The organism is Streptomyces sp. CY-1 (assembly GCF_047218265.1).
GTDB classification, from domain to species: domain Bacteria; phylum Actinomycetota; class Actinomycetes; order Streptomycetales; family Streptomycetaceae; genus Streptomyces; species Streptomyces niphimycinicus.
Genome location: NZ_CP178393.1, coordinates 5,340,347 through 5,358,100, shown reverse-complemented (window position 1 = coordinate 5,358,100; position 17,754 = coordinate 5,340,347). Strand labels below are relative to the sequence as shown.

Annotated in this window: 18 protein-coding genes; 11 read left to right on the top strand and 7 right to left on the bottom strand. The window is 74.4% G+C overall.

Annotated features, from left to right (window positions below):
* The first annotated feature begins 1 nt into the window (after position 1).
* Positions 2 to 370: a holo-ACP synthase gene (locus ACK1X7_RS22855; protein WP_208515769.1), complete on the top strand. Its 369-nt coding sequence runs from the start codon at positions 2 to 4 to the stop codon at positions 368 to 370.
* 603 nt (positions 371 to 973) lie between these two features.
* Here the strand turns inward: ACK1X7_RS22855 and ACK1X7_RS22850 are convergent.
* From ACK1X7_RS22850 to ACK1X7_RS22835, 4 genes are all read right to left on the bottom strand, one after another.
* Positions 974 to 2,221, bottom strand: a complete 1,248-nt coding sequence (locus tag ACK1X7_RS22850; RefSeq protein ID WP_390794438.1) for an MFS transporter — start codon at positions 2,219 to 2,221, stop codon at positions 974 to 976.
* Complete coding sequence (locus ACK1X7_RS22845) at positions 2,218 to 3,351, bottom strand: PLP-dependent cysteine synthase family protein (RefSeq protein WP_390794439.1); 1,134 nt, start codon at positions 3,349 to 3,351, stop codon at positions 2,218 to 2,220. The genes ACK1X7_RS22850 and ACK1X7_RS22845 overlap by 4 nt, the downstream gene beginning before the upstream one ends.
* 128 nt (positions 3,352 to 3,479) lie before the next feature.
* Entirely contained in the window at positions 3,480 to 3,890 is a 411-nt protein-coding gene (locus ACK1X7_RS22840) for a hypothetical protein (RefSeq protein ID WP_385145500.1), read from the bottom strand.
* Between the two features lie 37 nt (positions 3,891 to 3,927).
* On the bottom strand, positions 3,928 to 5,406 hold the full coding sequence (locus ACK1X7_RS22835) for an NAD(P)H-hydrate dehydratase (protein WP_413115585.1): 1,479 nt from the start codon (positions 5,404 to 5,406) through the stop codon (positions 3,928 to 3,930).
* An 84-nt stretch (positions 5,407 to 5,490) separates the two neighbouring features.
* Here ACK1X7_RS22835 and alr point away from each other — a divergent pair, with 84 nt between their 5' ends.
* Both alr and ACK1X7_RS22825 read left to right on the top strand, forming a co-directional pair.
* Positions 5,491 to 6,645 (top strand): alanine racemase, encoded by a 1,155-nt coding sequence (gene alr, locus ACK1X7_RS22830; RefSeq protein ID WP_385145496.1) that lies wholly within the window; start codon positions 5,491 to 5,493, stop codon positions 6,643 to 6,645.
* 2 nt (positions 6,646 to 6,647) lie between these two features.
* Complete coding sequence (locus tag ACK1X7_RS22825; protein ID WP_385114456.1) at positions 6,648 to 7,871, top strand: alpha/beta fold hydrolase; 1,224 nt, start codon at positions 6,648 to 6,650, stop codon at positions 7,869 to 7,871.
* A gap of 82 nt (positions 7,872 to 7,953) precedes the next feature.
* Here ACK1X7_RS22825 and ACK1X7_RS22820 read toward each other — a convergent pair whose 3' ends face one another.
* Positions 7,954 to 8,736, bottom strand: a complete 783-nt coding sequence (locus ACK1X7_RS22820; protein ID WP_385145494.1) for an MBL fold metallo-hydrolase — start codon at positions 8,734 to 8,736, stop codon at positions 7,954 to 7,956.
* Between the two features lie 92 nt (positions 8,737 to 8,828).
* On the opposite strand from ACK1X7_RS22820, the gene ACK1X7_RS22815 reads away from it, so the two are divergent.
* The 3 genes from ACK1X7_RS22815 (at position 8,829) to ACK1X7_RS22805 (ending at position 10,518) form a co-directional block, all read left to right on the top strand.
* Positions 8,829 to 9,431, top strand: a complete 603-nt coding sequence (locus ACK1X7_RS22815; protein ID WP_390794441.1) for a TetR family transcriptional regulator C-terminal domain-containing protein — start codon at positions 8,829 to 8,831, stop codon at positions 9,429 to 9,431.
* 163 nt (positions 9,432 to 9,594) lie between these two features.
* On the top strand, positions 9,595 to 10,113 hold the full coding sequence (tsaE, locus tag ACK1X7_RS22810; protein ID WP_385145490.1) for a tRNA (adenosine(37)-N6)-threonylcarbamoyltransferase complex ATPase subunit type 1 TsaE: 519 nt from the start codon (positions 9,595 to 9,597) through the stop codon (positions 10,111 to 10,113).
* A 210-nt stretch (positions 10,114 to 10,323) separates the two neighbouring features.
* Entirely contained in the window at positions 10,324 to 10,518 is a 195-nt protein-coding gene (locus ACK1X7_RS22805; protein ID WP_385145488.1) for a hypothetical protein, read from the top strand.
* A gap of 59 nt (positions 10,519 to 10,577) precedes the next feature.
* On the opposite strand, the gene ACK1X7_RS22800 is transcribed toward ACK1X7_RS22805, so the two are convergent.
* Positions 10,578 to 11,117, bottom strand: coding sequence for a hypothetical protein (locus ACK1X7_RS22800; protein ID WP_385145485.1), 540 nt, complete (start codon positions 11,115 to 11,117; stop codon positions 10,578 to 10,580).
* Positions 11,118 to 11,323: 206 nt separating this feature from the next.
* On the opposite strand from ACK1X7_RS22800, the gene tsaB reads away from it, so the two are divergent.
* The 4 genes from tsaB to ACK1X7_RS22780 are packed head-to-tail and all read left to right on the top strand — an operon-like array spanning position 11,324 to position 14,010.
* Positions 11,324 to 11,992: a tRNA (adenosine(37)-N6)-threonylcarbamoyltransferase complex dimerization subunit type 1 TsaB gene (gene tsaB / locus ACK1X7_RS22795; protein ID WP_385145483.1), complete on the top strand. Its 669-nt coding sequence runs from the start codon at positions 11,324 to 11,326 to the stop codon at positions 11,990 to 11,992.
* A gap of 26 nt (positions 11,993 to 12,018) precedes the next feature.
* Positions 12,019 to 12,633, top strand: a complete 615-nt coding sequence (gene rimI / locus ACK1X7_RS22790) for a ribosomal protein S18-alanine N-acetyltransferase (protein WP_390794449.1) — start codon at positions 12,019 to 12,021, stop codon at positions 12,631 to 12,633.
* Positions 12,626 to 13,750: a tRNA (adenosine(37)-N6)-threonylcarbamoyltransferase complex transferase subunit TsaD gene (gene tsaD, locus ACK1X7_RS22785; RefSeq protein ID WP_361501974.1), complete on the top strand. Its 1,125-nt coding sequence runs from the start codon at positions 12,626 to 12,628 to the stop codon at positions 13,748 to 13,750. The genes rimI and tsaD overlap by 8 nt, the downstream gene beginning before the upstream one ends.
* Positions 13,747 to 14,010: a hypothetical protein gene (locus ACK1X7_RS22780; RefSeq protein ID WP_385145481.1), complete on the top strand. Its 264-nt coding sequence runs from the start codon at positions 13,747 to 13,749 to the stop codon at positions 14,008 to 14,010. The genes tsaD and ACK1X7_RS22780 overlap by 4 nt, the downstream gene beginning before the upstream one ends.
* Before the next feature lie 41 nt (positions 14,011 to 14,051).
* Here ACK1X7_RS22780 and ACK1X7_RS22775 read toward each other — a convergent pair whose 3' ends face one another.
* Positions 14,052 to 16,541, bottom strand: a complete 2,490-nt coding sequence (locus ACK1X7_RS22775; RefSeq protein ID WP_413115584.1) for a BTAD domain-containing putative transcriptional regulator — start codon at positions 16,539 to 16,541, stop codon at positions 14,052 to 14,054.
* Between the two features lie 104 nt (positions 16,542 to 16,645).
* Between ACK1X7_RS22775 and ACK1X7_RS22770 the strand changes: the two genes are divergently transcribed.
* On the top strand, positions 16,646 to 17,569 hold the full coding sequence (locus ACK1X7_RS22770) for an alpha/beta fold hydrolase (RefSeq protein WP_390794443.1): 924 nt from the start codon (positions 16,646 to 16,648) through the stop codon (positions 17,567 to 17,569).
* Positions 17,570 to 17,754: the final 185 nt, after the last annotated feature.

Below are 17,754 nucleotides of genomic sequence, written 5' to 3'. Positions count from 1 at the left end.
CGTGATCGTCGGCGTGGGCATCGACGTGGCCGGTATCGACCGTTTCGCGGAAGCGCTGGAGCGCACGCCCGGGATGGCGGACCGCCTCTTCGTCGAGCGCGAACTGTGGCTGCCGAGCGGGGAACGCCGCGGTATGGCCTCCCTGGCAGCCCGCTTCGCGGCCAAGGAGGCCCTGGCCAAGTCCCTGGGCGCCCCCGGCGGCCTCCGCTGGACGGACGCCGAGATCCTCACCGAGCCGAGCGGCCGCCCCCGTCTCTCGGTTCGCGGCACGGTCGCGGTATGCGCGGAGCGGCTGGGGGTGCGGGGGCTGCATGTCTCCCTGAGCCATGACGCGGGGGTCGCGTCGGCGGTGGTGATCGCGGAGGGGTGAGGGTTCCGCTGGGTGAGGGTTCTGCTGGGTGCGGGTGCGGGTGCGGGTGCGTGGTGGTTGCTGAGGTGCGCGGTGGGTTGTGTGGTGGGTGCCGGGGGCGGGGCCTCCGGTGCGGCGCCCTGGACCGCGTATTTACGGCGCCGGTGCTCGGGGGCGTGGTGTGGGCCGGGGGTTGGCGCCACAAATATGCGAGAGCGTCCAGGACACCACCCCTGCGACCCCGCCCCCTCCCGTCTCGTCGGCGTCCGCGCGCCGGTGGCGTGAATTTCAGTCCCTCCGGCGTTTGAGGAGCGGGGCGAGGCGGAGCCGGGAATTCAGCCCCTCCGGCGTTTGAGGAGCGGGGTCCGGGGCGGAGCCCCGGCAGGGGTCTAGGGGGCGGAGCCCCCCACGCGGCGGAGCCCCCCACGCGGCGGAGCCCCCCACGCGGCGGAGCCGCGTATTGATGCTGTGGGAAGGGGCGGGGTGGGGGCTGTCCGCCGGAGGCGCCCACGGCCCGCACTCGGAGTGCGGACCGTGGGCGCGGGTGTTGGGTGGGTGCGGCCCCTCCCGTCGTCCTGCGGCCACCCGCCGGGCTGGTTCCGGGCCGCCTGGTGGCGGGTGCGATCAGGCGGGCGCGGCCCGGGGTGCGGTGGTGAGGCGCCCGTTGCGGGCCAGCGCGCGCACGGCCGCCGCGCAGCCCAGACCGGTGGCGGTCAGCACCAGCCAGGGCAGCCAGGCGACGTTGTGGCGTTGGGCGTGGTCCCAGATCGCGCCGGTGGCCAGGTTTCCCAGGGTGATGCCGAGCCCGGAGACGGTGTTGTAGAGCCCGTAGTGGGTGGCCACCAGGCGGCCACTGGCGAGGGAGACGACGGTGTCCATCTCGAAGGGGTAGACCACCGCGCTGCCCACCGCGAGTAGCGTTACGGCGGCGGCGAGCGCGGTCACGACCGCCGCGGTGGCGGACGGCGTCAGGGCGAGCGGGAGGAAGGCCAGGCCCATCAGGGTGAGCCCGCGGACCAGGGCCTGGTCCGCGCTCCAGCGCCGCCTGGCCCAGCCGGTCAGCCGCAACTGTCCGGCCACCGCGACGGCGGCGGAGAGCACGAACAGGCCGCTGGTGGCCTTTGTGCCGTCCGTGCCCAGTGCCCGGTCGGCGGCGAGCGGGAGTGCCAGGTAGACCTGGAACGTCAGTACGTAGGAGCCGATCATCGCGGCGGAGAAGAGCAGGAACGGTCGGTTGGCGACGACCGTGCGCCACTGGGCCAGCACCCCCGCTGTCCCCTCGCCCGCCGTCTCGTCGGCGTGGCGGGCGGGCAGGGCCCGCCACTGGAGAACGCTCAGCAGCGCGAAGATCAATGCCGCGCTCGTGCATACGAGGCGGAAGTCGGCGGCCAGCAGCGCGAGGCCGACCAGTGGGCCGAGCAGCATCCCGGCCTGGTAGTAGACGTTGAACGTCGCGAACGCCGCCACCCGCCGCGTCCCCGCCTCGGCCGCGAGGTAGGCGCGGACGGCGGGGTTGAACAGCGCGCCGGCGAAACCGGTGGCCGCCGAGGCGATCACCAGGGCGGGCAGCGCGTCCACCCAGCCCAGCAGCGCGAATCCGCCGGTCCGCAGCAGACACCCGGCCATGATCGGGGCCTTGTAGCCGTAGCGGTCGGCGAGGGTCCCGCCGATCAGGAACATGCCCTGCTGGGAGAGGTTGCGCACCCCGAGGACCAGGCCGACGGCCCAGGCCGCCAGGCCCAGGTCCCCCGTCAGATGGGCGGCGAGGTAGGGCATGAGCATGTAGAACGCCAGATTGATGGCGAACTGGTTCGCCATCAGGAGCTGGGCGCTGGGCGGGAAGGAGCGGGTGCTGCGCCACAGGGCCTTCATCGCCGCACCGCCGTGGTGTGGGTGAGGTCGGCGAGCGGGTCGGTCACCGTGGTGCACCGGGTCCAGGAGGTGACCGTCCGCTCCCGGGGATGGGCGATCTCCTGCGGTGCGTCGGGCGGGAAGTGGCACAGCAGACCGTGTTCGCGGCAGTAGGTCTCGCAGAAGACGGTGCCGGTATATCGCTGGGGTCCGTCGGGGAAGATCGCGGCGATCCGGGCCTCGGCGGGCAGGACCCCGGCGAGCCAGCGGGCGGTCAGCGCGACCGCGCCCACGCTCCAGCCGCCGGTGGCGTAGTGGCAGCGGGCCAGCCGCCGAGCGGCCCAGACCGCTTCGGGGGCGGCGACCCAGTGGACTTCGTCGAAGAGGTGGTAGGCGACGTTGCGGGGATGGATGCTGCTGCCCAGGCCGCGCATCAGCCGCGGGGCGGCGGGCTGGCCGAAGATGGTGGAGCCGGTCGTGTCCACGCCCACTACCTTCAGGTCGGGGAAGAAGTCGCGCAGCACCGAGCCGACACCGGCCGAGTGGCCGCCGGTGCCGACGCTGACCACCAGGGCGTCGATCCGCCCGAGCTGGGCGACCAGCTCATGGGCCAGCGGCCGGTAGGCGGCCACGTTGTCGGGGTTGTGGTACTGGTCCGGGCACCAGGTGTCCGGGTGGGCGGCCAGCAGTTCGGCGACCTTGTCCCGGCGGGCCTGCTGCCAGCCGCCGGCCGGATGCGGCTGCGCCACGACGTGGACGGTGGCGCCGTAGGCGGCCAGCAGGCTGCTCATCATCGGCTCCATGCCGGGGTCGGTGACCACCGTGACGGGGTGGCCGAAGGTGTTCCCGGCCAGCGCCAGGCCGAGGCCCAGGGTGCCGGAGGTCGATTCCACGATAGGGGCGCCGGGCAGCAACTCGCCCCGGTCGCAGGCGGCTTGGACCATGTACAGGGCGGTGCGGTCCTTGATTCCGCCGGGGTTGGCGCCCTCCAGCTTGGCCCAGAATCCGCGGCCCGGGGCGGCGAACGGCTCGCCCACCCACAGCAGCGGGGTGTTGCCGACCAGCCCGGCCGGGGTCCGTGCGCTGGGTGCGGTCGCGGCCAGCAGGCCGGCGGGAGGGCAGGGGGAAGTCACAGCGGTGATGGTGTTCATCGGCGTCTCTTTCGACGGCCCGGCCCGCTCCGGGGCCGGCCGCTCGGGTTGGCGAAGAAGATGGCCTGCGTACCGCCGCGGACACGGGAACGGCGACGGTCCGCGTCCCGCTCCGTGCGCGGCCCCTTCTAGATCCGCCAGACCCCCAGTACCGCCCGGCCCCCGGCGGGCGGCGCCCTCTTGCCCCCGCCCGCCCCCGCCTGCCAACCGGGCGACGGCATGTCATCCGCGGCGAACGCGGCGCCGGAGGCGGCCACCGCGCCGGGAAGCGTCAGGGGGCAGTCCTGCTGGACCCGGCCGGGCTCGTCGCCGTCGTGACAGCGCGAGGCGGCATCGCCGTCCGCCGCCCGGAGATGGTCGCCGGTCGCGACGGGCGCCGTCGCCGCCGAGCGGACAGCACTCAGCGAATCCACGCCGCCCATCCGCTGCGGTCCGTGCGCACAGGCAAGGAGATGGACCAACGTGGCCAGCGCTGTGACCAGCCCGGCCAGGGCCCACCACCCGGCCCGGCCGCCACGGTGCGGCACTCCGACAGTCACATCGCTCAAAGTAGCCGATCGACTGCTTAGGGTGTGCTCAGGCCAGCACGTCCCGCCACGTGTCCGTCAGCGCCGTCGAGACGTCGTACGCGGCGATGGGGGCGCCATGCGGGGTCGTGGCGCGGCGGGCGGCCAGGCCGTGGAGGTAGGCGCCGACGGAGGCGGCATCGCGGGCGGGGAGGCCCGTGGCGAGGAGGGAGCCGATCAGGCCGGAGAGCACATCGCCGCTGCCCGCCGTGGCCAGCCAGCCGGTGCCGGTGGGGTTGACGCGTACCGGCTGGTGCTCGGCGGCGATCAGCGTGGTGGACCCCTTCAGGAGGACGGTCGCGCCGTAGCGTTCGGACAGGGTCCGCACGGCGGCGAGGCGGCCCGACTCGACCTCCTCGCGGCTCACGCCGAGCAGCGCCGCCGCCTCGCCCGCATGCGGGGTGAGGACGGTGGCCGCCTCGCGTTTGCGCACGTCGCTCCCGGTGGGCAGCAGGTGGAGCCCATCGGCATCGACCAGGACCGGGACGTCGGAGGCGAGGACGTCGTCCAGGGAGTGCTTGGCCGCCGCTCCGTCGCCGAGGCCGGGGCCGACGACCCACGACTGGACGCGGCCCGCCTTGGCCGGGGGACCGGTGTGGACGAGGGTCTCGGGGAAGCGCGAGATGACGTCGTCGGCGGCGGGGCCGACGTAGCGCACCGCCCCCGCGCCGCCCCGCAGCGCCCCCGAGACGGCCAGGACGGCCGCGCCCGGGTAGCGGGCGGAGCCCGCGACGACGCCCACCACGCCGCGCCGGTACTTGTCGCTCTCGGGCGTCGGCCGGGGCAGCAGCGCCGCCACGTCCTCGTGCTGGAGCGCCTCCACGTCGGGGTCGGCCGGGAGATGGGGGCCCAGGCCGATGTCGATCAGCCGCAGGGCGCCCGCGTGGGTGTGGGCGGGGTCGATGAGCAGCCCCGGCTTGTACGCGCCGAAGGTGATCGTGGCGTTCGCGCGCACGGCGGAGCCGCGTACCTCGCCGGTGTCGGCGTCGACCCCGCTGGGCAGGTCCACGGCGACGGCGATGCCGCGCACCGCCCGGACCAGCCGCTCCGCGTCGGGCCGCAGCCCGCCCTTGCCGCCGATGCCGACGATTCCGTCGATGACGAGGTCGGCGCGGGCCACGGCCGCTTCGGCGCTCCCGTCCGCCGCCGGGCCGCCGTCCGCCGCCGCGTCACCGGCGGTCACCACCCGCCCGCCCGCTGCCCGCAAGGCGGCAAGGCCGCCCCCGTGCGCCCGGTCGGGGTTGAGCAGCACCGCCGTGACCCCGGCGCCGCGCCGGGCCAGCCGGGCGCCCGCGTAGAGCGCGTCACCGCCGTTGTCGCCGCTGCCGACGAGCAGGGCCACCCGGGAGCCGTACACCCGGCCCAGCAGATCGGCGCACGCGGCCGCGAGCCCCGCCGCCGCGCGCTGCATGAGCGCTCCTTCGGGCAGCCGCGCCATCAGTTCGCGCTCGGCGGCCCTTACGGTCTCCACGCTGTAGGCAATCCTCATGCTCTTAAGTCTCCCGAACAGAGGGCACTCCGTGCGTGGAAGCACACACTCCGGTGGGCTGATCGGCCTGAGAGACTGACGGAGATGGACGAGACACCGATGCGCGCCCGTGCCGTGGTCGATCTGGCCGCCCTACGGGCCAACGTAAGGGTGCTGCGCGACGCGGCACCCACGGCCGAGCTGATGACCGTGGTCAAGTCGGACGCCTATGGCCACGGCATGATTCCGTGCGCGCGTGCCGCCCGTAAGGCGGGCGCGAGCTGGCTGGGCGCGGCCACGCCCGAGGAGGCGCTGGCGCTGCGGGCGGCGGGGGACACGGGCCGGCTGATGTGCTGGCTGTGGACGCCCGGCGGCCCGTGGCGGCAGGCGATCGAGGCGGATATCGACGTCTCGGCCAGCGGGCTGTGGGCGCTGCGCGAGGCCGTCGCGGCGGCCCGCGCGTGCGGCCGTACGGCGCGGCTCCACCTCAAGGCGGACACCGGGCTCGGCCGTAGCGGCTGCCAGCCCGCCGACTGGCCCGCGCTGGTCGACGAGGCCCGAGCGGCCGAGGCGGAAGGGGCCATTCGGGTGGCGGGGCTGTGGTCCCACTTCGCCTGCGCGGACGAGCCGGGCCACCCCTCCATCGGCGCCCAGTTGTCGGTCTTCCGCGACATGGTGGCGCATGCCGAAGGGGCGGGGCTGCGGCCGGAGGTGCGCCATCTGGCCAACTCCCCGGCGACCCTGACCGTGCCCGAGTCCCACTTCGACCTCGTACGGACCGGCATCGCCACCTACGGCATCTCCCCGAGCCCCGAACTCGGCACGGCCGCCGACTTCGGCCTGCGGCCGGTGATGACGCTCTCCGCCGCGCTCGCCTCCGTCAAGCGGGTGCCGGGCGGACACGGCGTCTCCTACGGGCACCGCTATGTGACCCCCGGCGAGACGACCCTCGCGCTGGTGCCCGTCGGGTACGGGGACGGCATTCCGCGCCATGCCTCGGGCACCGGCCCGGTGCTGGTCGCGGGGAAGTGGCGGACCATCGCGGGTACGGTCGCCATGGACCAGTTCGTGGTGGACTTGGGCGGGGACACCGCCGCCCCGGGGGACGAGGCGGTGCTGTTCGGCCCGGGGGACCGGGGCGAGCCGACCGCCGAGGACTGGGCACGTGCCGTGGGCTCGATCGCCTACGAGATCGTGACCCGAATCTCGGCCCGGATTCCCCGCGTTTATGTAGGTGAGGACGGGGGCACAGGGAACTGACCATGGGCGACGAGAGCACGGCCGGCAGTACGGCAGAGATGGCGACGAGAGTCGCGGCGGGGGCCACAGCCGTGAGCTGGCGCCGGGGCGCCGGATTCGCGGGAGCCACGATCGGCGTGCTCGCGGCGGGGGCGGCCGCGGGCGTCGCGCTGGAGCGGCTGACGGTCGGCCGCGGCGTACGGCGCAAGGCCCGGCTCGCACTGGACGCCGAGGGCCCTTACGGCACCCTGCGCGGCACCCCGGGCAGGGCGATCGCCGACGACGGCACCGAGCTGTACTACGAGGTGGAGGAGGTGCGGGAGAACGCCGCCGCGCCCTCGCCGCGGCGCAAGCGGCGGTTCGGGCGCCGCACCCCCACCCCCGTCACCATGGTCTTCAGCCATGGCTACTGCCTCGGCCAGGACTCCTGGCACTTCCAGCGCTCCGCGCTGCGCGAAGTGGTCCGCACCGTCTACTGGGACCAGCGCTGCCACGGCCGCTCGGCGCGCGGCTGCGCCCAGGCGGACGGCGAGGCGATCAGCATCGACCAGCTCGGCCGCGATCTGAAGGCGGTCATAGACGCGGCCGCGCCCGAGGGCCCGCTGGTGCTGGTCGGCCACTCCATGGGCGGGATGACGATGATGGCGCTCGCCGCGCAGTACCCCGACCTGGTGCGCGAGCGCGTGATCGGAGCGGCCTTCATCGGCACCTCGGCGGGCCGCCTGGGCGAGGTCAGCTTCGGCCTCCCGGTGGTCGGGGTGAACGCGGTGCGGCGGGTGCTGCCGGGGCTGCTCAAGGCGCTGGGCTGGCAGGCCGACCTGGTCGAGCGGGGGCGGCGGGCCACCGCCGATCTCTTCGCGGGGCTGATCAAGCGCTATTCGTTCGGCTCGAAGGACGTGGACCCGGGGGTCGCGCGGTTCGCCGAGCGGCTGATCGAGGCCACGCCGATCGATGTGGTGGCGGAGTTCTACCCGGCGTTCATCGCCCACGACAAGGCGGCCGCGCTGCCGCACTTCGACGGGCGGCCGGTGCTGGTGCTCGCGGGCGACAAGGACCTGATCACCCCGATGGAACACAGCGAGGCGATCGCGGAGCTGCTCCCCGGCGCCGAGCTGGTGATCCTCGAAGAGGCCGGGCATCTGGTGATCCTCGAACATCCCGAGGTGGTCAACGGCCATCTGACCGAGCTGCTCTCGCGGGCCGTGGACGGGGCGGGCGACCGGGCGAAGCGGGGCGTGTCGGGCTGAGGGGCCGGGCCTGTGGGGGCCGCCGTGCCGGGCCGCCGCGGCGGCCTGGTGCCCGTGCTCGGTGGAGCGGCGGAGTCTCCGGTCAGGTGGCCAGGTCCAGCCATTCCCCGACGGCAAGCACATGTGCGCGCCGTCCGGCGTGGGTGCGGAACTCGTTCTCCGGGTCGGAGACCTCGACATAGCCCGCGATCTTGTCCGGCTGTTCCGTCTCGTAGTGGATCGGCACCGCGTACCGGGCGTCGAGGATCTCCGCGGCCGCGGCGGCCTGCCTCGGGTCCATCGCGGCGGGCAGCGGGCTCGGCGGCTGGAGGTGCGGCGCGTCGACCACCGCGCCGTTGGCGGGCAGGAACACCGCGTCGAACGGGCTGAACCGGCGCGCGATGAGCCACCAGTAGCCGTGGAACATCGTGTCGCCGCCGTGGAAGACCCGCTGCCCGTCGGCCTGTACCACCCAGTTCAGTTGCGGGTCGCCCAGCCCGTCGACGGAGGGGACCGCGGTGACGCGGAACGGCCCGATGTCGCGGGTGGACCAGGCATCCACGACCTCGGCGGCCAGCCGGTGCAGGACCAGCTCGCGCTCGGCCGGCAGCGTCGTCACGTTGTCCACGTCGTCGCCGTGACCGGGCGCCGGTCGCAGCACCGGTGCCCCCGGCGTCAGCGCGTTCGCGAGCGCGGACGCGTCGGTGTGGTCCCGGTGCAGATGGGTGAGGAGTGCGGCGGTGACCTTCCCGCTCGGCACCGCCAGCCCCTCGCCGGGCTTCCACCCCGTGAACAGCGGTGAGAGGTCCCGCACGTAGTCGATCACCAGTCGCTCGCCGCCTGCCTCGATCTCCAGTCCGGCCCAGCCCAGTCGTCGCACCCGCATCCCGCACTCCTTCGTTCCGGTGGTTGCCCCGGAATTTAGCGTACGGTCGTTCTCCAAAGCAATAGCGAACAGGCGTACGCTATCCTTGTCGTATGTCACCACGACGCTCAGCGGCGGAAGCGCGGGCCACCAGGGGCCGGATCCTCGGCCGTGCCGCCGAGATCGCCTCCGAGGAAGGGCTGGACGGCATCACCATCGGCCGGCTCGCCGAGGAGCTGGAGATGAGCAAGTCCGGGGTGCACAAGCACTTCGGCACCAAGGAGACGCTCCAGATCTCCACGCTGGACAAGGCGTTCGTGGACTTCTGGCACCGGGTGGTCGAGCCCGCACTGGCGCAGCCGCCGGGTCTGCGGCGGCTGCGCGCGGTGTGCGCCAACTCCGTGGGCTACCTGGAAGCGCCGCTGCTGCCCGGCGGCTGCCTGATGACCGCGGCACTCAGCGAGTACGACGGCCGCCCCGGCCGGGTCCGCGACGCGGTGGCCGAGGTGTGGTCGCGCTGGCGGGAGCAGTTGCGGGCGGACCTGGCCGCGGCGGTGGAGATGGGCGAGCTGCCCGCCGGGTTCGACGTCGACCAGGCGCTGTTCGAGATCGTCGCCGCCGGGCTGGCGCTGAACGCGGCCATGCAGCTCCAGCACGACCGGGCGGCCGCGGGCCGGGCCCGCCGAGCGATCGAACGGGCCTTGGACCAGTCCTGACCGGTCCTGACCGCACGCCGGACCGGGCACCGGTATCCGGTGGGCGGGCTCGATGTCTGTTTCGACGGTGCCCGCGTGGCCGTCCGTTCGGCTGTCCGACCGCCCGGCCAGGGCGTTCGTGCCGGTCCGCGCCGGGCTTTCGCTGCCCGTACCATCGGCGAGTATGGACGTAGGCACGCGCATCACCGTCACCTCTCCCGACCAGATGCGGGACCTGGGCCGCAGACTCGCCAAGCTGCTGCGCCCCGGCGATCTGGTCCTGCTCACCGGTGAACTCGGCGCGGGCAAGACGACCCTGACGCGGGGCCTGGGCGAGGGTCTGGGCGTTCGTGGCGCCGTCACCTCGCCCACCTTCGTGATCGCCCGGGTGCACCCCTCGCTGGGCGACGGCCCGCCGCTGGTCCATGTCGACGCGTACCGGCTGAACGGCGGCCTCGACGAGATGGAGGACCTGGACCTCGACGTCTCCCTGCCGGATTCGGTGGTGGCCGTGGAGTGGGGCGAGGGGAAGGTCGAGGAGCTGGCGGAGGACCGGCTGCATGTGGTGATCCAGCGGACGGTGGGCAGCGATATGGCGGTCACGGACGCGATGGCCGCCGACGTGGACGACGTACGGGACGTGGTGTTGACGGGTGTCGGCCCCCGCTGGGCGGGGGAGGACCTGGCGTCGCTCGCGGGGTAGCGACGCGGGGTGGCGCCGGGGTGGCCCACGGGGTGGCCCGGCCCGGCGGGGCCGCCGGGTAGAGCTCGCGTGCAGATGCCGGGTAGTTTCCGACAAGCCGTCGGCATGCTGTTGCATTCCGGGCATCGCCCGTGGTCACATGGGGAGAGAAAGCGTGGGTTAGGTCTGCCTAACTCCGCTCGACTGCCCCAGCACCCTCAGGAGGCATCCATGTCGGCCCACGACCCCGTGGCCGGGACCGGCGCGCGCGACGACCGGTCACCGTCGATGTCGGAGCTCCTGGCGGCGTGTGCGGCGGCGAGCGCGGTCTCGACGCCCCCGCGGCCGACCGAGGAGGAGACTCCCGCGTCCGCCGAGTCCGAGCCCGAGTCCGAGGTGGACGACGAGGAGCGCGACGCGGCGTAGCGCCCGTCGCGGACGCGTCGTCTCCGCCACGGATCATGGGGGATTACGCGACTACGGGGCTACGGGACGACGACGACCTTCGTGTCCACCTGGGCGAACTCCCACATCGCCGCACTGTCCGCCCGGCTCTCCCGGACGGCCCCGGTTCGCTTGCGCGCGTTCGGGTCCGGCATCGACCCGTCCACCGCCGCGCTGAAACCGAACACGACTCCCCCTTCCGAGTGGAAGACGACGACGTGCTCGACCTGCACTCCGTCCGATCCGACCCCGCCCTTGTTGCGCGACGTCACGGAATAGGTCCCCGGGTCGGGGCTGGCCGGGCTCGGGCCCACCCGGAAGGTGTGAGTGGCCTTACCGTCGGCACCGACCAGCCAGACCCGCTTGTCGCCCAGTGCGTAGACGACCCGTACGCCGGTGCCGGAGCCGGCCGGAAGGGCGGTGGACTTCTGCTTCGACCCCGCGTCGCCCTTGTCCTTCTTCTTGGACTCGGCGGCGTGCGACCCGGGCCGGGCCTGAGTCGGATGGTCGGGCGCGGTCGCGGCGGCCTGGTAGCCGAGGAACCCGACGACGCCCAGCGCGGCGGCGGTGAGTACGGCCACAGCAGGCCCGGTACTGCTCCTTGGCACGGCGGCAACCCTCTCCTGCGGTCAGTACGTGCTGACGGCCCGTACACACTTACGGCGACGGTAGCACCGGCGCCCGCCGCCCCGCCGCGCTCCGGCCGAGCGGTGACCGAGCTGTTCCACCGTCGGTACGAAAGGGCGGTATGAAAGAACGACCTCCCGGCGCGCCGTAGGCTGTTCTCGTGCTGTTGCTCGCTCTTGATACCGCCACCCCCGCCGTGACCGTCGCCCTGCACGACGGCTCCGCCGTGATCACCGAGTCCTCGGACGTGGACGCCCGCCGCCATGGCGAGCTGCTGCTGCCCGCCGTGCACCGGACGCTGAAAGAGGCGGGCACGGAGCTGGCCGCGGTGACGGAGATCGTCGTCGGCGCGGGCCCCGGTCCGTACACCGGACTGCGGGTGGGCCTGGTGACCGCGGCCACCTTCGGGTCGGCCCTCGGCGTGCCCGTCCACGGGCTGTGCACCCTGGACGGGATCGCGTACGCCGCCGGGCTGGCCGGTCTGGACGGCCCCTTCGTCGTGGCCACGGACGCGCGGCGCAAGGAGGTCTACTGGGCGCGCTACGACGACGCCCGGACCCGCGTCACCGAGCCCGCCGTCGACCACCCCGCCGATCTCGCCGAGCGGATCGCCGGGCTGCCCGCGGTCGGCGCGGGCGCGCTGCTCTACCCGGCGGCCTTCGCCGACGTACCGGCCGGGATGCCGGAGTACCAGTCGGCCGGGGCGCTCGCCGCGCTCGCCGCCGAGAAGCTGGCGCGCGGCGAGGAACTGCCGCCGCCCCGGCCGCTGTATCTGCGCCGCCCCGACGCCAAGGTGCCCGCCAACTACAAGGTGGTCACCCCGAAGTGAGCGGCGCGACCGTGACGCTGCGCGAGATGCGCTGGTGGGACCTGGACCGGGTGATGGAGCTCGAAGAGGAGCTGTTCCCCGAGGACGCCTGGTCGCGGGGGATGTTCTGGTCCGAGCTGGCCCATGCGCGGGGCCGGGACGCCACCCGGCACTATGTGGTGGCGGAGAGCGGGCCCCGGCTGGTCGGATACGCCGGGCTCGCCGTCTTCGACCGCACCGGCGACGTCCAGACCATCGCCGCCGCCCGCGACCACTGGGGCACCGGCCTCGGCGCCCGCCTCCTCACCGACCTCCTTATGGCCGCCACCGCCTTCGAATGCCGTGAGGTGCTGCTGGAGGTGCGGGTCGACAACGCCCGCGCGCAGCGGCTGTACGAGCGCTTCGGCTTCGAGCCCATCGGCATACGCAGGGGCTACTACCAGCCCGGCAATGTGGACGCCCTGGTCATGCGGCTGTCGGACCCGGCGGCGCCGGGTGTGGCGACCGCGGCGTCCGCCGACCCCAACGCGTCCACCGAGACCATCACGTCCACCGAGACCAACGCGTCCACCGCGAACACAGCGGCCTCCGCGAACCCCACGAACCCTGCGGCCTCCGCGAACCCCGCGACCTCAGTACAAGGAACCGAGACCCATGGCTGACGAACCCCTCGTCCTCGGCATCGAGACCTCCTGCGACGAGACCGGCGTCGGCATCGTCCGCGGCCACACCCTCCTCGCCGACGCCGTCGCCTCCAGCGTGGACGAGCACGCCCGCTTCGGCGGTGTCGTCCCCGAGGTCGCCAGCCGCGCCCATCTGGAGGCGATGGTCCCCACGATCCAGCGTGCGCTGAAGGAGGCCGGGGTCGCCGCCTCCGACCTCGACGGCATCGCCGTCACCGCGGGCCCCGGGCTCGCGGGCGCGCTGCTGGTCGGCGTCTCGGCCGCCAAGGCGTACGCCTACGCCCTCGGCAAGCCGCTCTACGGCGTCAACCACCTCGCCTCCCACATCTGCGTCGACCAGTTGGAGCACGGGCCGCTGCCCGAGCCGACGATGGCGCTGCTGGTGAGCGGGGGCCACTCCTCGCTGCTTCTCGCGCCCGACATCACCTCCGACGTCCGCCCGCTCGGCTCGACCATCGACGACGCGGCGGGCGAGGCGTTCGACAAGATCGCCCGGGTGCTGAACCTGGGCTTCCCCGGCGGCCCCGTCATCGACCGCATCGCCCGCGAGGGCGACCCGGACGCGATCGCCTTCCCGCGCGGACTGACCGGTCCGCGGGACGCCGCGTACGACTTCTCCTTCTCGGGGCTGAAGACCGCCGTCGCCCGCTGGATCGAGGCGAAGCGGGCGGCGGGCGAGGAGGTGCCGGTCGCCGATGTCTCGGCCTCCTTCCAGGAGGCGGTCGTGGACGTGCTGACCCGTAAGGCCGTGCGCGCCTGCAAGGACGAGGGCGTGGAGCATCTGATGATCGGCGGCGGCGTCGCCGCCAACTCCCGGCTGCGGGCCATGGCCGAACGCCGCTGCGAGGACGCGGGGCTCACCCTGCGGGTGCCGCGGCCGAAGCTGTGCACGGACAACGGGGCGATGGTCGCGGCGCTCGGCGCGGAGATGGTGGCGCGGGGCCGGTCCGCCTCGGCCTGGGACCTGTCGGCGGACTCCTCGCTTCCGGTGACCGATCCGCACGTCCCGGACCCGAACGCGCACACCCACTCCCACTCGCACGGTCACTCTCATGACCATGTGCACGAGCTGAGCCGGAAGAACCTGTACGCATGACCGTCGCGCTGATGTGGGAAGCCCGGGCCGTGGCGGGGAAGGGCGCGGAGCTGCTGGCGTGGGCCACCCGCCAGCCCCTCGACCCGGCCCCGCTGCGCCGCGAGACCTTCCGCGCGCCCGAGGACCGCGTCCTCGTCATCACCTGGTGGGACGGCGCCTACGACACCCCGGACCTGCCGGAACTCCCCGAACCGGGGGAGGACTTGGCCCGACGCGCGGTGCACCGCTGGCGCTTCGAAGCGGTCACGGACCAGAACTGATCCGAACGGCATGCCTCGGCCGTACCGCCCCGGCCACGCCCTCACCCTTTCCGGAGGGCGTCGCCGAGATCGGCCAGGTGCCGGGAGACCGGGCCCAGGGTGAGCAGTCCACTGCCCGCCCCGGCCAGCTCGGCCGCCGCCGGGGCAAGGGCGGTGTGGGCGCGCGCCATCGTTTCCCGGTCGCCGACGGCGATGGCCGCCCGGCCGGTGAGACACCACAGGGCCTCCAGCAGCAGATCGCGGGGCGGCTCCGGGACCGCGCGCAGCGCCGCCGCGGCCTCGGCGGGCCGGTCCCGGGCCAGCAGCACCAGCGGGCGGACCCAGGGCGCGTACGGCCCCCAGTCGAGGTCCGCGTCGGTCGGTGCGGGCCGCCCTCGCTCCACACGCAGACAGAGCAGCGCGAGCGGCAGCAGACCGTGTTCCAGACCGGGCATACCGGCGCCGTCCAGCCGTGTGGCCGCGTCCCGGTAGGCCGCCTCGGCCTCGGCGGCCTGCCCGGCCGCGGCAAGCCGCAGTGCCCGGTACCACTCGGTGAACACGCTTACCAGCGGCCGTTCGTGGCGTTCGCCCAGACGGTCGGCGGCTGCCGCGTGCCGGTCGGCCGACGCGAAGTCCGCGAGCGCGCTGCGGGCCTGGAGCCGGATGAGATGGCCGAGCACCTCGAAGGTGACCAGACCGTGCCGGGCCGACAGGGCGATCAGCTCGGCCCCGGTCGCGTCCCGGCGCGGCGCCAGCCCCGCGCGGTCGAACGTCTGCATGAAGACGCCGTTGAGGGCGAACGCCAGCAGCGCGGGATCGTCCAGCCGCCGGGCGATCTCCTCGGCCTGCCGAGCCGCTTGGCGGCCACGTTCGGAGCGACCCCCACGCGACTCGACGGCAACCGTCGCCAACAACCGCGCCCGCACCGCCTCATAACGCGGCGCCGCCTCGCCGGTGGGCCCGGGCTCGACGGCCTCGTGGCCGGAGGCCCAGCGGCTGGGCAACCCGCGCCCGGTCACCGCGCGCCCCGGCGAGCCGTGGTCGGGCGCATCGCGGCCGGTTGCCCCGTGGCCGGGGGACTCGCGAGCTGGGCCCTCGTGAGCAGTTGCCCCATGCCCGGGGGCCTCGTCGCCCAGTGGCTCGTGCCCGGGGCCCTTGTGCCCGGTCACCGCGCGTCCCGGTGCTTCGTGGCCGGGCGCGTCGGGGCCGGTTGCCCCGTGGTCGGGCGCCCCGTGGCCGGTTGTCTCATGGCTGGGCGTCCCGTGGCCGGGGGCCCGGTGAGCGCGCGTCTCGTGGCCTGAGGGCTCATGGCCGGTTCCCTTGCGAACGCCGGCCGCGTGATCGGTTGCCCCGTGGCCGAGGGCCTCACGACCGGGGGTCTCGTGAGCGGGCTCCCCGGGAGCAGGCCCCCCGTGGTCTGGCGGCTCAATGTCAGGGGCCCCGTCGTCCGGCACCCCGGGACCGGCCGCGAGAGCGGCCAGCGTGCGTTCGGCCGCCGCTACGATCGACGCCGCCTGTTCCGGGTCGTCCAGGCGGGTCCAGATGGCCGGGACGTCGTAGGCGCCGATGACGCGGGCGGTCAGTTCCGGGTCGCCCAGTTCCTCCGCTGCCGCGACGGCGGCCACGCGTTGCTGTCGGGCCGTCCGGAGGCCGCCGCCTCCGGTCATCGAGAGGTCGCGGAGCAGACCGACCGTGGACTCCAGACGGGCCCGCGCGCCGGAGGCCACCGTGCGGTCGTAGGCGGCGGCGGCCTCCGCCCATACCTGGGCGGCCGCCCCGCCGCGGGCCGTGGCGGGGTCGAGGTGGGGCGCCTGGTCGAGGATGTCGGTCTCCAGGCGGCGCAGTTCCGGGCCCGGGTCCAGGCCCAGTTGCTCGACCAGCAGCGTCCGGGCCCGGCGCAGGACCGCCAGCGCGTCGCCCTGGCGGCCGGTGCGGTACAGCGCGAGGGCCAGCGCCCGCCAGGCGCCCTCGCGCCAGGGGTGCTCGGCCAGGTGCGCCTCCAGGTCCGGAACCGCCTCGGCGGCCCGGCCCAGGGCCAGGCGGGCCTCCGCCTGGCGTTCGACGGCGTGCAGCCGCAGCTCCGCCAGCCGGGAGCGCTCGCCCCGGGCCCAGTCCTCGTCGGCGAACTCCGCGTACGCGGGGCCGCGCCACCGGCTCAGCGCCTCCTCCAGCCGGGGCAGCGCGCCGTCCGGCGGCAGGGTCGCGGCGGCGGACACGTCCTGTTCGAAGCGCCAGGCGTCCACCGCGTCCGCATCGGCGCGCAGCGCGTATCCGGGCCCCTCGGTGACCAGCAGCCGGGCCGGGGTGCGGGGCGGGCGCTGTGGTTCCAGCGCGCGGCGCAGCGCGGACACGAACGTACGCACCGCGCCCACCGCCCCCGCGGGCGGCTCCGTCCACAGGTCCTCGACCAGCCGGGATACGGGTACGACGCGGCGGCGGGCGACGATCAGCCGGGCCAGCACCGCGCGGTGCCGTGGCCCCTTCAACGCGATGGCGCGCCCGTCGGCGTCCCAGGCCACCACCGGCCCCAGCACCCCGAACCCGACCCGCATGCGGTCACCGTAGCGCGCTGATCGGATGCTCATCCGCACCCGGCAGGCTGACGGGCACCTGGTCACACCAGGGCACCTGGAACATTCACAGCAAGGGCGGAAACATGGGCCTTCTCATCCCCGGCTTCGACTACCGGCGCGTCCCCGTCGCCGACGGCGTGTCCCTGAACGTGGCCGTCGCGGGCTCGGGCAGCCCCGTCGTGCTGCTGCACGGCTTCCCGCAGACCCACCTGATGTGGCGGCATGTCGCCGCCGACCTCGCGGCCGACCACACCGTGATCTGCCCCGACCTGCGCGGCTACGGCGCCAGCGACAAACCGGCCGCCGGCACCGGCACCGGCACCGGCACCGGCACCGACGCCACTGCCGATGCCGAGGGCGCCGCCTACGCCAAGCGCACCATGGCCGCCGACATCGTCGCCCTGGCCCGCGCCCTCGGCCATGACCGCTTCGCCCTGGCCGGGCATGACCGCGGTGCCCTGGTCGCCTTCCGGGCCGGCCTCGACCACCCCGCGGCCATCACCCACCTCGCCTGCCTGGACGTGCTGCCGACCCTGGACATGTGGGACGTGATGCGCGGCACCACCGCCGCGGTCGGCTTCCACCTCTTTCTGATGGCCCAGCCCCCGGGGCTGCCCGAGCGGATGATCGCCGCCTGCCCCGACGACTTCTTCGGCCACTTCCTCGACCTGTGGGCGGGCGACCCGGGGGCCATCCCCGCCGAGGTCCGCGCCGCCTATCTGGACGCCTGCCGCGCCGCGGTGCGCTCGATCGTGGCCGACTACCGCGCCTCCGCCGGTGTCGACGTCGACCACGACCGGGCCGACCGGGACGCCGGGCGCCGGCTGACGATGCCGGTCACCGTGCTTCAGCAGGACTGGGGCGCCGCCCTCGGCTATGACGCGGCGGCGGTGTGGCGCGCCTGGGCCGACGACCTGGAGCACCGCACCGTCGGCTACGGCCACTTCATGGCCGAGGAGGCACCCGCCGACATCGCCGAGCACCTGCGGGAGCTCCTCGCCCGCTAGGAGTTGTCGTCACATGTCACGCCCACATCAGCGGGGATGCGAGGGTGACGGTCTGTGCGGTACAGCGCCTGGTGGCCGCGTCCTGAGGGCCCTGGTGGCCGCGCCCCTGAGCGCCCTGGTGGCCGCGCCCCTGAGCGCCCTGGTGGCCGCGCACAGCGGCCGGTTTCGCCGTGGCGGGGCCGCCT